Origin of the sequence: Treponema sp. OMZ 857, assembly GCF_024181085.1 — a bacterium.
Classification (GTDB): Bacteria; Spirochaetota; Spirochaetia; order Treponematales; family Treponemataceae; genus Treponema.
In genome coordinates this window covers 415748-428901 of sequence record NZ_CP051147.1, presented here as the reverse complement: position 1 = coordinate 428901, position 13154 = coordinate 415748, and the positions used below count along the sequence as shown (strand labels likewise).

The 13154-nt window shown below is 47.8% G+C and carries 10 protein-coding genes and 2 tRNA genes; 4 read left to right on the top strand and 8 right to left on the bottom strand.

What is annotated here, in order from left to right; translation table 11 throughout:
- Positions 1-2 precede the first annotated feature (2 nt).
- From ptsP to E4N66_RS01905, 3 genes are all read right to left on the bottom strand, one after another.
- Positions 3-1760, bottom strand: a complete 1758-nt coding sequence (gene ptsP, locus E4N66_RS01915) for a phosphoenolpyruvate--protein phosphotransferase (RefSeq protein WP_253728755.1) — start codon at positions 1758-1760, stop codon at positions 3-5.
- A 66-nt stretch (positions 1761-1826) separates the two neighbouring features.
- Positions 1827-1898, bottom strand: a tRNA-Glu gene (locus tag E4N66_RS01910).
- 70 nt (positions 1899-1968) lie between these two features.
- Positions 1969-2039 (bottom strand) — tRNA-Gln (locus E4N66_RS01905).
- A gap of 187 nt (positions 2040-2226) precedes the next feature.
- On the opposite strand from E4N66_RS01905, the gene E4N66_RS01900 reads away from it, so the two are divergent.
- Genes E4N66_RS01900 through E4N66_RS01890 form a run of 3 tightly spaced genes read left to right on the top strand, consistent with a single transcriptional unit; the run spans position 2227 to position 4883 of the window.
- Complete coding sequence (locus tag E4N66_RS01900) at positions 2227-2445, top strand: hypothetical protein (RefSeq protein ID WP_044014971.1); 219 nt, start codon at positions 2227-2229, stop codon at positions 2443-2445.
- A 21-nt stretch (positions 2446-2466) separates the two neighbouring features.
- On the top strand, positions 2467-4563 hold the full coding sequence (locus tag E4N66_RS01895) for a heavy metal translocating P-type ATPase (protein WP_253728754.1): 2097 nt from the start codon (positions 2467-2469) through the stop codon (positions 4561-4563).
- Entirely contained in the window at positions 4560-4883 is a 324-nt protein-coding gene (locus tag E4N66_RS01890) for an HMA2 domain-containing protein (RefSeq protein ID WP_253728753.1), read from the top strand. The genes E4N66_RS01895 and E4N66_RS01890 overlap by 4 nt, the downstream gene beginning before the upstream one ends.
- A gap of 48 nt (positions 4884-4931) precedes the next feature.
- On the opposite strand, the gene E4N66_RS01885 is transcribed toward E4N66_RS01890, so the two are convergent.
- The 5 genes from E4N66_RS01885 to E4N66_RS01865 form a co-directional block, all read right to left on the bottom strand.
- Positions 4932-5807, bottom strand: a complete 876-nt coding sequence (locus tag E4N66_RS01885; RefSeq protein ID WP_253728752.1) for an AEC family transporter — start codon at positions 5805-5807, stop codon at positions 4932-4934.
- Positions 5808-6091: 284 nt separating this feature from the next.
- Positions 6092-6391, bottom strand: a complete 300-nt coding sequence (locus tag E4N66_RS01880) for an acylphosphatase (RefSeq protein ID WP_253728751.1) — start codon at positions 6389-6391, stop codon at positions 6092-6094.
- A gap of 49 nt (positions 6392-6440) precedes the next feature.
- Positions 6441-7235 (bottom strand): PHP domain-containing protein, encoded by a 795-nt coding sequence (locus E4N66_RS01875; protein ID WP_253728750.1) that lies wholly within the window; start codon positions 7233-7235, stop codon positions 6441-6443.
- A gap of 526 nt (positions 7236-7761) precedes the next feature.
- Complete coding sequence (locus E4N66_RS01870; RefSeq protein WP_253728749.1) at positions 7762-9399, bottom strand: hypothetical protein; 1638 nt, start codon at positions 9397-9399, stop codon at positions 7762-7764.
- A gap of 80 nt (positions 9400-9479) precedes the next feature.
- Positions 9480-10340 (bottom strand): flagellin N-terminal helical domain-containing protein, encoded by an 861-nt coding sequence (locus E4N66_RS01865; RefSeq protein WP_044014958.1) that lies wholly within the window; start codon positions 10338-10340, stop codon positions 9480-9482.
- Positions 10341-10684: 344 nt separating this feature from the next.
- On the opposite strand from E4N66_RS01865, the gene E4N66_RS01860 reads away from it, so the two are divergent.
- Entirely contained in the window at positions 10685-13117 is a 2433-nt protein-coding gene (locus tag E4N66_RS01860) for an endonuclease MutS2 (RefSeq protein WP_253728748.1), read from the top strand.
- The last annotated feature ends 37 nt before the right edge of the window (positions 13118-13154 follow it).

Genomic DNA, 13154 nt, shown 5'->3' with positions numbered 1-13154 from the left:
GCCTACAGCGGGAAGCGCTTCATTGTTTCGCGGCGTATTTCTTCAGCGGTGCCCAGCAGACTGACGGCTTTACAGAGAGCCTCTGCATCGGAGATCCGGATAGATTCGATCCGCTGCGCAATCTCAGGGATTTTTTGCGCTGCCATGCTGAACCGCCGCAAACCCATCCCAAGTAAGAGCGGAACAGCCTCCGTATCGGAAGCCATCTCCCCACACATAGACACAAATCCGCCGCGCAAATCACCGGTGCGGTGCAGGAGCGGCTCCGTTTCAATAACGTGCCGGATAAGCCGCAGCACTGCGGGCTGAAAACAGTCGGCTAAATGTGCGACGGTTTGGTTTTCTCGATCCGCCGCCATTGTGTATTGAATAAGATCATTGGTGCCGATAGAGAAAAAGTCCACCGCCGGAGCATAGAGGTCGGCAGCGATTGCGGCGGAAGGCACTTCGATCATAATGCCAATCGGAATATCTTTCTTATACGGTATTCGATTTTGTTCACACTCTTGCTCAATCTCTTTGATTAAATTCCGCACGGCGGTGATTTCTTTTTTACAGGAGATCATCGGAATGAGTATATGCAGATTGCCGATACAACCTGCCCGCAACAGTGCCCGCAGCTGATGCTTAAAAATTTCGGGACGATCCAAGCAATACCGGATTCCCCGCCAGCCGAGGAGTGCATTTCGCTCCAGACGATTTTCCTGCTCTTTCAGCATTTTATCAGCGCCGGCATCAAAGGTACGGATTACCACCGGCTTTGATCCCATCCGTTCCAACACCGTATGGTACGCTGTGTACTGATGTTCTTCATCAGGAATATCTTGGGCTCCTAAAAACAAGAACTCAGACCGGAAGAGTCCGATTCCGGCGGCGTTTTGCACGGCCGGCAACGCCGATTCTTCCGTAAGCACAATGTTTGCACTCAAATGTACGGGAGTACCGTCCTGCGTATACACCAGTGTATAGTCCCGTTCTTCTTCGGCTGCCTCAATCTGTTCACTACCGGCAGATTTTATTTGAGCGATAGTTTCTGTATCGGGTTCCAAAGTCAGCGTTCCACTCGTCGCATCCAGCACGGCATACATTCCGCTTTTGGCCGAATCCATAAGTCCTTGAACGGCAATCAGTGTCGGAATATTCCACGCTCGTGCCATAATCGCAATATGACTGGTCGCGCCGCCTTCTTCCATAATAATCCCGCAGGGGCTAAGTTTTTTTATTTCGAGCGCTTCGGACGGTTTAAATACCCGTGCCGCAAGCAGAGAGTCAGGCTGTACGCCGGCAAACCGAGAAGGAGACTGCTTATGTTGTGGATTTAAATAAGAAAACACCGGTTCGTAAGCATCCTGAATGTCAACTGCTCGTTCACAAAGATACGCATCCTTTGAAGCAGTCAGCATTGTGATCACTTCATCCAATTTTCGTTTGAGTACCGCTTCGGCATTCATCAGCGAAGTTTCTATTTCCGTATAAATGCCGCGCATAAACTCTTCGTCGGCGAGCATTGTCTGATGGGTTTCTAAAATAGCCTGTTCGGGAGATTTCACGTGGGTATCTGCCGTTCGATATTCGGCAAGCGCCAGTCTCAGCCCCTCTTGAGCAGCTTGTACGGCAATTCGCAGCCGTTCTTGTTCATGTTGAATATTTTGAGCGGTAATTGCGTAGGCGGGTGCTGCCTGTATAACATTTTCAGGAATACACACAAGCCGGCATGCAACGAGACCGTCGCATACAGATAAACCGGTAAACTTTTTCATAAAAGTATTATAGAAAAAATGATGGGGTTTGCATATATAACGGAACGGTACAGATAAAATGAGGGACGGTCCCTACGGGAATCGAACCCGTCTTTTAAGATTGAGAATCTCATGTCCTAACCGATAGACGAAGGGACCCAAACAGAGCATTGGGTACTTTACTAAGCGAAAACCTCTAAAAATAATCATTTTTAGAGGTTTTCGGAGATTCCCCAGGGAGGATTCGAACCCCCACAAGCAGAACCAGAATCTGCGGTGCTACCATTACACAACCGGGGAAAGTTGACGAGCGGCATACTATCATATATTGCTATTCCGTGTCAAGAATAACAAAATAACGTTCTATATGCTAGAACAAACACATCTTATTGCGTTTTTTATCAAAAACTGTTATTGTTCCACACACGAATGTTTCGCCAGCAAAATTGACGGCGGATGTTAAGTATGACAATAAGCGAGGTACCATATGTTTTCAAATAAATGGGTTGCATTCGGCGTGGGCGTTGCAGCAGGATTTGCCGCAGCGGCTCTCATTCGGACTCCGGCATTCCGCAAGGCCTGTGTAGCTGTTACGGAAAAGGGCTTGCAGCTCAAGCAGGAAGCGGTTGCCTTTATGGAAGCGGTGAAAGAGGACGCACAGGATATCGCGGCCGAAGCTGCATACAACCAATCACAAAACGCATAAGAACTTTTTATCAATTTATCAATGAACGTAACCATTAAACACTCCCTGCCCGGCAGAATAAGACTGCACTACAATGCGGTTGAAATTTCGCCGCGGCAAGCTATTCTTGCGCAGACGCTCATCGCGGTACAAGCCGGCATAACCGACATTCAAGTTAACCCCAAAGTCGCATCCTTTCTGGTTTATTACGATGTAAAGACACTTTCGGAAGCTGAGGTGCTCGCCTTATTCCGAGTCCTCTCCGATAAATACTTGTCCGATGAAAGCCTGCTCGCTTCAGTTGCAAAAATTCCTGCACCCGAAAGCATCTTCGATGTACTCGCCTCCACCCTCTTTGACGTTACCGTACGATCGCTTCTCCCGATGCCGGTACGAAATCTGCTGCTCTACAAAAGGATTGTCCCGCGCATCATGAAAGCGGCGCAGTCTATTTTTGCAGGAAAATTCTTTAGTACGGATTTACTGGATGCAACAGCCCTGACGGTTGCCGTTCTGGACGGTAAGGCACAGACAGCTCGTTTTGTTGCGACCTTGCTCGATATGGGAGAAGAAATTGAAGAACTGACCCGCCGGCAATCGTACAATAATCTGGCACAAACGCTTTTGATTTCAAACGAGCCGGTACATCTTATCGAAGGTGATCAAGAACGGACGCTCCCACCTTCTGCGCTTAAAAAAGACGATCTTATCGTTGTCCGTGCCGGCAGCCAAATCCCCGCAGACGGGAATATTGAAAAAGGTGAAGGGCTCGTAAACCAAGCGAGCATTACCGGAGAATCCCTGCCGGTAGAAAAAAAAAGCGGTGCTACCGTCTTTGCAGGTACCATCCTTTTGGAAGGTGAACTGTACGTCCGTGTACGCACGGTGGGATCTGAAACGAAAGTGAACAATATCATCGCGATGATCGACCGCTCTCAATCTTTAAAAGCTGCCGCGCAAAAACGGTCGGAACGTATCGCAGAAAAAGTAGTGCCCTTCAATTTTTTGCTGACCGGTTTAACCTACTTATTTACACGGGATATCACCAAAACGATTTCAACATTGATGGTAGATTATTCCTGCGCGATGAAACTGGCCGCACCGATTGCCGTTCTTTCTGCGATGAAGGAAGCGGCAGAGCACGGTATTTCGATAAAAGGCGGAAAGTATTTGGAAGCGGCGGCGCTTGCCGATACCGTTATTTTCGATAAAACGGGAACCCTCACTTATGCGGAACCGGTCTTAGCCGAAGTGCATCCGTTCGGCTCCTTCACAAAGGATGAAGTGTTGCGGCTCGCGGCATGTCTTGAAGAACATTTTCCGCATCCGCTGGGAAGAGCCGTTGTACAAGCAGCTCAGGAACAAAATCTTATACATCCCGAACGCCATGCGAAGGTTGAATACATTGTCGCACACGGTATTGCTTCTTCGTTAGAGGGCAAGCGCCTCTGTATCGGAAGCGCTCATTTTATTTTTGAAGATGAAAAAATCCCAACCACCAAAGCCATAGCCCGCGTGCAGAAGTCTGCCGAGAAGTCAGGCTATTCCTTACTCTATTTGGCGGTTGACGGACAGCTCGCCGGTATTTTGACTATTGGAGATCCCGCCCGGGAAGGTACCGCAGAAACAGTCTCTGAGCTGAAACACTTGGGTGTGCGTAATTGCGTTATGATTACAGGAGATGCCGAACAAGCGGCAGCAAAGGTTGCAGCTCAGGCCGGTATCACGGAATATCATGCGCAGACGCTGCCGGAAGATAAGGTGCGGTATGTTCAGGAAGCGAGAGATGCCGGACATAAGGTGATTATGATCGGGGACGGAATCAACGATGCGCCCGCACTTTCCGCCGCGGATGTCGGCATTGCGATGGACAACTGTTCATCAATTGCAGGAGACACCGCCGATATTGTACTGGCCGAGGACGGACTTTCCGGTTTAATTACGGTACGGAAACTCGGTCAAAAAGCCCTGTCACGGATAGATAAAAACAACAAGCTGATTATCGGCGGCAATTCACTGCTCTTGTTTGCCGGTATGTTCGGCCTTATCCCGCCCGCACTCGCGGCGACGCTGCATAATTCGCTGACCATTGCCGTCAGTATCGAATCCATGCAAAAGCTGTTAAAGGAGGCAAGATGATTACCGGCTTTTTCCCTGGCCGCATACGGCTGCGGGCTCCTGTCTTTAAGGACACCGCAATCACCGAGCGGGCATTATCCATACTGAAATCTCCGGCGCTTTCATCAATCGTCAAAGAAATTGAACACAATCCCGTTACCGGAAGTGTGTTGATAAAGTACCATCCGACCAAGGTTCCTATAGCAAAGCTAACCCCATTACTTCCGTTTTTTAAAAAGCTGGGAAAAGAAGCAGAAACATATTCGGAAAAAAACAAGGCCGCCATTCTCGCAATGCTGGATGAACTGGAAGGATACATCAAAAACTGGGAAATAGCCTAACCGCTTCTGCGGGGTTGCTACAAAACAGCCTGATGCGTTTGCCATGGTTTAAAACAATAACCTTGTTACCACAATATATATCGGGATAAGTAGTAAACTTAACAGCGTGCCCCACGCGGTAAGTCCTGCGGATTTTCCCGTATGGCAGTAATGAGTTTCCAATACGATAATGTTGGCAGCAGGCGGCATAATACAGATTATATATAGTGCGGATTTATTCGCAGTTACCAGTTCCAGTTTAAACATACCTGCAATATAAATAAATAAAGTCAGAAAGAAGCCGACTATTACCGCCCTTAGTAATGCCCAACGCAGCGCAGCTTTAAAATCTTTACGGCAAAGTTTTATATGCGCCAGCCACATTCCGAGTACCCCCATACCTAAGAAAGTCAGTAACCATTTTACCATTCGATATACCGGTGGGAGATACTGCCGAAAGACATCACCGAAAGGAATACAGGCAACACCGATAATAAGCGCTGCCACCGGCGGAGACTGTAATGTCCGTTTTATGTCGATCTTTACAGCACCATTATTGATCAACATACCTGCACCGATGGAATTTCCGAAAAGGGAGTTACCGATATACAGCGAAAGGATAGCCATTGCGGCACTGTCACCCCACACAGCAGTAACAACCGGCAGAGCAAGCCATCCGATATTTAAATAGAAAAAGCATAAACGTTCGACAGCATCGGAAGTAAAGAGCCGGCTCAAAAGCATCATTGCAGTCAACATAACTATCATAGCGGTAATAATAAAAAACAAATCGCGGTGAAACGTTGCAATGTTATAAATAATCACCATTGGAATAGCCAATCTCGTTAAAAGATACGATGTCTGATTTTTTATATCGATCGGCGTTTTTCCTACAAGAAACCCGAACCCGAGATATAAAAACGGAAGCACTATTTTAACAACCATTATGTTCTCCTCAGTAGATGCATCATTAAAAGTGTACACGGATGTACATTCCCGAACAATGGCATCCATGCCGCTCCTAAAAAGCCTTTTGAACAGTTGTACGTCCTTGTCCGTTCTAATACGTTGAGCATTTGCGGTAGCGGCACACGGATATAGCTTTCCGTTAGCCTTTTGAAAATAGATGGTACAGATACAAGGCGCGAGCACAAATTAACCGCAGGCGTATCTTTGATACGTTGAGGATTAATTTGTGCGTAGCAACGAAGTAGATGTGCCATATATTTTCAAAAGAGGACGTCGAAAGATTCCAACCCCTGATACTGCGCCGCTGTAACGGTAAAGTTGGAAATATACGCGCGGGGATGACTGTGCTGCACTGCATTGAAAAATTCATAGAGCGCGGCGCCGTCTCCTTCCGCAAATATCTCCACCGAATAGTCAGGACAGTTTCGCACCCAGCCGGTAATGCCGAATTCCCGTGCAACCTGTACCGTCCAATAACGGAAGCCCACGCCCTGCACCCGTCCTTCCACAACGGCACGAGCGGCTTTCCGTTCGGCAGTATGCGGCGTATCCTTACGCATCGTATATCCTCAAAAATATGACCTCTTTCAACATACGTGTGAACCAATCCTACTTATGTGCAAAGCCCAGCGCTTCCGCCGCATCGATTATCGGTATGCCGAGGTCTTCCGCATATTCGATACCGTTCTGCACTCCTGCCAAAACCTGTTCTATTTGATGCGCATCGGCATTGCAGATAATACGGGCATTTTTTTGCGCTGCACGTTTCCAAAACGCCGCAACGGGATATTGATAGTCCTCACCGTAATCCCGCCGCACCTTCGATTTAATCAGCCCGTAGCCGTTGATTTCAAGCGGCATACCCAAATCATTTGCCGCATCGATCAGTGCATCAATGCAGGTAAGGCAGTCCGCATCGATAGACCGGATGCTGCTCAAAAACAAATCGGGATGAGCTAAAAACGCATACAGCCCCGACTTCATCCCTTCAATCGTAAAATCGATATAGGTATGCAGCAAACGCCTTTCAGTAACGGTCGCAATATATTCAAGTCCGTCGTGCAGCGGAAACCAGTGTGAACCGAATACCAAATAGTCTGCTCCATAGCGGCCGATTAACTCATCCTTAAACCAGTTGTGATGTTGCGGCGACCATTCACATTCAAACCCGAAGTACACGGGAAAATCGGCTTCCTTTTTTGCGTCTTCAACGAGGCGCTTATACAACGGGATATCAGCCGCTGCCATCCGGCAATAGAGCCACATGTCGTCGTGTGGATAAGGACAATGGTCGGAAAACCCGAGCGCAGAGCAACCGACAGCTGCGGCCTGCCGTACATAATCAACCGGAGTACCCTCAGCGTGTTTGCACAGATACGTATGAGTATGAAAATTACTGAGCATAAAAAAAGTATAGCGGTAAGCCCCTCAAATGTCAAACTTCCGCAGGGTAAACGTATCAGAGAGTGTCTTTATATTCCCCGCAGAATTATAGGCTGGTCGCCCAGAGTTTCGCCGCTATGCGGCTCAAATGGTCACCCAGCCTATAATTCTGCGGAATTTGATCTATTTTATCTGATACGTTTACCCAGCTACTTTAAAAAACTGTATGAAATTTTAGATAAAATTTCACACAGTTTATTCGTGCGGAGGGTTTAATACCCCGACGCTCGCGTCGGGGTTGTTGATTTTAGAAGAAGGACAATCGCATCAGACAAATACATAAAAATCGAAAAATCAGGAGGTTGGGCAAGCATTTGAACCGTCTTCAACTGCTGTACATCCGTGTACATCAGTTGAAGGCGAGTTTTGTGCGTGCACAAAACATCGCTGCTGTATGAAACCACTGCCATCCTTGGCAGTTCTGCTTGAACGGCCTCCTAATTTTGTGGGGATATTGCCAAAGCATCTGATACGATTGTCCTGTGCGTCAGAGGTTTTCTTTAGCCCAAAGGCGGATGATCGGTTCGAGGCTGTCGATGCGGAATCCTTGCTCAAACACATCAGCTTGTTCTTTGCTACCCTGCCATTGCTGATAGGGATTGTCGTAATTGGTTTCTAAAAATTGATAAATGATATTTTCGGCGTTGTTTTGTTCGCTGCCGAAGAACGATAATTTTTGTACTGTTGAGTGTTGGAGAATTGTACGGATTGCCGATCGGACTTCTTTAAAGAAGAGATCGCGGTAGATTCCGTAGCTTTTGCCCGTTACTTTTTTTACCGTTTCGGCGATGGAGGCCGGCAGACCTTTAGGCTCATTGATGGGATATATTTGAACGGAAGCCGATGCTTTTTCAGCGACTATTTGTTCCTGAGCGGTTTTTCCGGATTCCGGTACTGAAGCTGTTGAAACCGGTTTCGTACTCTTTCTTGATTCGGGCGCTGTCGCTGTGTTTTTTTGCAATACTTTTTTTGCAGACGGCATTGCAGCTCCGGACACCGAAACGGAATTAACCTGAACATTTTTTTTCGTCTCTTTTTTCTTACGTGTGGAAACAGGCTCCTTTTCCGCTTTGTTCGTTTTTTGAACCACTGCTTTTTCAGTCTGTTTTTTTGACCGTTTTGCAGCCTTTGCTTTTTTTACAGCCGGTACGGGCAATCCTTTAACCTGCGAAGGCGGAGACGAAGGATCCAGATTAAGCTTTAACTGCTTCCAGGCTCGTTGTAAGTACAAATCCCCGGAGATACTATAATAGTATCCCTGTGCTACATTCGCGAGTACCGCATGGAGCAGTTCCTCATCTTTCCAATTACGCACTCTGCCTACTTTTACCGCATGGAAAATCGCATAATGATTAGTGCCGTACTTTCTGCTGTACAAAAGCAGTATATTTTCAAAAGCACCGTCGGCATAGCGATTCCAATATTTCATAGTATAGGCAAGTACTTTATCCTCGATACGGATTATGGATGAAGGAATGGTAATTGAAGCAACCTGTTCTTTTGTGAATACAATTTTTGAAAAATCGACAACGGAAGCCTTTTCTTTATGAAGTGCTCTCCGTGTTTTCTCTTGAGCATTTTTCCGATCCTGTTCTTCACGGTATTCCCGCACAGAAGAAAGCGTATCGGTGATATACATGCGGATAATATCGGCAGCTTGCCGCATATCGGCGGCATGGTATTTAAGCTTTTCGGCATACCGCGTATATTTTTCGGTAAAACTAATAGCGGCAAATCGATTCGGAGAAATAGCATTAATGACTTTTTCGCATACTTTAATAATCGTATATACCTTTGCACGCTTTAACGGAGCAATGGTTTCTGCAAAGAAAATGATAACCTTTTTGACTTGAACAACAGTCCGATCCGCGAGCTGAACAAGCGAATCGGTAAGCAAAATATGGAATCGATAATCTCGCTTTCGGTAATAGGTCATCAACTGTACCCGCATCTTACTATCAGGATATCGATGTATCAACTTTGTATTATAGAGCCCCAATGCCTCCGCTTGTCTATTCAAAGAACGAAATTCAAAATAGCGTTCAATGTCAGGGTCTTCTGTAAGACTGAGCTGAGGAAATTCTTGCTTTAATATATAAATATCCAGTTCGGTAAGTTGTCGCATACTATATAACGGAATCGATTATAATAAAAAAAAGGTTGCATCCCTAGTAGGAGGCAACCTTTTCCGTCACTCTCTAATGCTTAGCGCAACAGAGACATCACGCTTTGTGTCTGCTGGTTTGCTTGTGCAAGCATTGCCATACCGGACTGCGTCAGGATCTGGTTTCTGGTGAATTCTACCATCTCCTTAGCCATGTCGACATCACGTATGCGTGATTCCGAGGCTTGGAGGTTTTCCGCTGCAACATTGATACCGACAACACTCATCTCGAGTCTGTTCTGGTATGCACCGAGATCAGCCCGCTGTTTGTTGATCTTCTTGATGGCTTCATCAATGGTACCGATTGCACGGTTTGCTGTTTCAGGCGTATCGATTGTAAGAATCGATTCGTCACCAACGTCGCGAACACCGAGTGCTTTAGCGGTCATTGTACCGACATATGCACGTATGCGCTGATCCATGTTGGCACCGATATGGAACCACATAGAGGCGGTAACGGTGTTTTCTCCTGTTTCACGAGCGAAACGGCCGGTAAGCAGATTCATACCGTTGAACTGTGCGTGACTTGCAATCCGGTCAACTTCAGCAACAAGCTGAGATACTTCAACCTGGATGTACAAGCGGTCTTCGGCGCTGTAAATACCGTTCGAAGACTGAACGCTTAATTCACGGATGCGCTGCATAACATCAGTTGTTTCCTGCAAGAACGCTTCGGTAACTTGAATAAAAGAAATGCCGTCTTGAGCGTTGGCACTTGCTCTGTTCAAGCCGCGGATTTGGCTTCGCATTTTCTCGGAAACTGCTAAGCCGGAAGCATCATCCCCTGCACGATTGATGCGTAAACCGGATGAAAGTTTTTCTATGTTTTTCTGAGTGGAAACGTTGGTTTGACCAACTGTTCTCTGTGCAAACATAGCGCTCATGTTGTGATTAATGATCATATTGCTACTCCTTCGGCGATTTTTGACGAGTTTTTTACCTTACGGCGTCCGTCACGGCATCCCTGCCGATATGTCAATAATTATTTTCCAGATCCTCTGCTATCCGACACAGAAGAACGTAACACAATGAAGGGTGCACAACCTTTTCACTGTGCTTATTACATATATCGGAGTTATTGAAAAACACTTAAGGAGAAAAAATAAAAAATATGCAGGTTATCGGGATGTTATTTGTAAATCACCATATCGGAAAGCACTATCGATAAATAGTAAAAACTGATAAACTATTTGTTATTTATAACGGTAGTGAGTAAGTAAAGTAAGTAAAGTAAGTAAGGAATGTAATGACCCCACATACATTAGAAGTTTTAGAATTTTTTCGCATAGCGGAAATTATCGCAGGTTACTGCAAATCTGAGGAAGCACGAGAACGATGTCTACAAAAACGTCCGCTGCAAGATGCGGCGGAGATTACTGTGGCGAAGGAGCTGGGACGGGATATTCTTTCGTTTTTACAGGCTGATAAACCGCTACCGATTAAAAACCTCCCGCCGCTCGATTCCGTGTTAAAACAGCTCCATACCGCAGGCGTCTGCCTTACCGTAGAGGAACTCTACGCGGCAGGGCTTTTGGCGCTGCAAGTCGGTGAATTGAAGGCATGGGCTATAAAGCAAAAGCGGACGGACAGTACCGCGTGTACACTCATCGAATCGATACCGCCGCTTCCGCAAACCGAACAGGCGGTGTTTTCGTTTATCGACAAAAACGGAGCGCTGCGGGAGATCCCCTCGCTGACGGCAATCCGAAAAAAGATGCAGCGTATCGAAGCCGATATCGAAAAAACAATGCGGAGCTACTGCACCGACGAGTCTACCAAGGGAATGCTGCAAACGCCTGCACCCGTGCTGCGGAACGGCAGGCAGGTTATCGCTGTGCGTTCCAACTTTAAGGGGCGGATTAAGGGCATTATCCACGAATACTCCCAGTCGGGGCAAAGCTTCTACCTTGAACCTGAAAGCATTGTGCTGCGTAATAACGACTTGATGCGGGCGCAGGCGGAGTATGAACGGGAGCTGCACCGCCTGTTGGTGAGCATCAGCGCAAAGCTTGCGGAGGAAGCGGAGGCGCTGGAGCAAGCATACAGGCTCGTGTTAGAGCTGGACTGTGCCGCCGCCGCCGCCCGCTGGGCATATACGGAAAACGGTGTTTTTGTACCCGACACGGGGAACGCTCAATACTTTTATTTACAGGCAGCGCGGCACCCGCTGCTCGGCGCGGCGGCGGTTCCCATCGACCTAAAACTGGCGGCGGAAGATCGGATACTGATTATCACCGGGCCGAACACCGGCGGTAAAACAGTCAGTTTAAAAACCGCCGCCCTCTTTGTGCTGTTAAATCAAACAGGCTGGCCGGTACTCGCCGGAGAAGAAACGCGCCTGCCGGTGTTCCGCTACGTCGGCTGTGCTATTGGAGATGAGCAGTCGCTCGACCGCTCGCTTTCCACCTTTTCCGCCTATATGCGCACTGTCGGAGAGCTTTTGGCGGCGGCGGATGAAGAAAGCCTTATCCTCCTCGACGAACTCGGCAGCGGTACCGACCCTCAAGAGGGCGGCGCACTCGCCATGGCGATTTTGGATGAGCTGTTTGCCCGCTGCTCACGGGTCTTTGTAACGAGCCATCACGGTGTGCTAAAAAACTACGCGTACCGGAAAAGCGGCTGCGTAAATGCCTCCGTATCCTTTGACGAAGCGACATTGCGCCCTTCATACCGGATACTGATGGGCATACCCGGTGAAAGCCGCGCCGTCGATATTGCGGAAAAAAACGGATTAAGCCCTGACGTTATCCGCGCCGCGCGTGCGTATATGGCGGACAGTTCCGCCGATGCCGCCGCCCTCATCAAGGGGTTGATGGAAAAGCATGAGCAGCTTGCGGTATTTGAACGGGAAAAAGACGAGACGGAAAAAGCGTTGCGGGAAAAACAGCGCCGCTTCGATTTAAATGCGCTCAAGCTCCGTCAAAAGGAGCAAGTCCTCCGCTCGCAGGGGTATAAACGCTTGAACGATTTATTCGAGCAAAAACGCAACGAAATAGAAAACCTCGTGCGGGAAATTCAAGAGGGGGAGCTGACGCACGAAAAGACGAGTAAACTCAAGCAGTTCTTTGCCGATTTCGGACAAATGCTTGCGGAAGAGCAAACAGATATCCGCAATGAACAGGAGGAGCTTTCCGCCCTACAGCAGGCACTTCGAAATCGTGAACAGGAACAAGGGCACGGAAAATCTGCAAACGGTGTTCCTGTAGCCGGCGCCTCAATAAACGAAGCGCTTGCAGAAGGCATGGAAGTGCTTATCCCTCACCTACACCGGCGAGGCGTCATTATCCGGAAAGAAAAAAAGAACTGGCTGGTGGCGGTCGATACCGTTAAAATGACATTCCCTGCCGACAAACTCGAACCGGTCAACTTGTCCGGCACCGCACCCTTACGCACGCCGCAGGTTGTGGTAGAAGCGGAGCTGCATAAGGAAAGCCGCCCGGAACTTGAACTGCGCTTACTGGGAATGCGGCTGGACGAAGCGGAAAAGCACCTGCAAAATCAACTCGATCTTGCTTTGATGCATAATATGCAGGAATTTTCAATTGTACATGGGAAAGGAAACGGCGTGTTGCAAACAATGGTTCAAGAAAAACTCGCCGCAGCTCCGTATGTCGCGGAATTTTTCTTTGCCCGCCCCGAACACGGCGGTACCGGCAAGACTATTGTACGCCTACGGTAGTGTGCAGCGCATCTGCGGCGTTTTGTTAATTTACAAT

Bases quoted from the DNA above. Each gene is read 5' to 3' on its own strand.
- E4N66_RS01875 (WP_253728750.1), bottom strand. From the start codon at position 7,235: ATGCTCAGTAATTTTCATACTCATACGTATCTGTGCAAACACGCTGAG.
- E4N66_RS01870 (WP_253728749.1), bottom strand. From the start codon at position 9,399: ATGCGACAACTTACCGAACTGGATATTTATATATTAAAGCAAGAATTT.
- E4N66_RS01880 (WP_253728751.1), bottom strand. From the start codon at position 6,391: ATGCGTAAGGATACGCCGCATACTGCCGAACGGAAAGCCGCTCGTGCC.
- E4N66_RS01865 (WP_044014958.1), bottom strand. From the start codon at position 10,340: ATGATCATTAATCACAACATGAGCGCTATGTTTGCACAGAGAACAGTT.
- E4N66_RS01885 (WP_253728752.1), bottom strand. From the start codon at position 5,807: ATGGTTGTTAAAATAGTGCTTCCGTTTTTATATCTCGGGTTCGGGTTT.
- E4N66_RS01895 (WP_253728754.1), top strand. From the start codon at position 2,467: ATGAACGTAACCATTAAACACTCCCTGCCCGGCAGAATAAGACTGCAC.
- E4N66_RS01900 (WP_044014971.1), top strand. From the start codon at position 2,227: ATGTTTTCAAATAAATGGGTTGCATTCGGCGTGGGCGTTGCAGCAGGA.
- E4N66_RS01860 (WP_253728748.1), top strand. From the start codon at position 10,685: ATGACCCCACATACATTAGAAGTTTTAGAATTTTTTCGCATAGCGGAA.
- E4N66_RS01890 (WP_253728753.1), top strand. From the start codon at position 4,560: ATGATTACCGGCTTTTTCCCTGGCCGCATACGGCTGCGGGCTCCTGTC.
- ptsP (WP_253728755.1), bottom strand. From the start codon at position 1,760: ATGAAAAAGTTTACCGGTTTATCTGTATGCGACGGTCTCGTTGCATGC.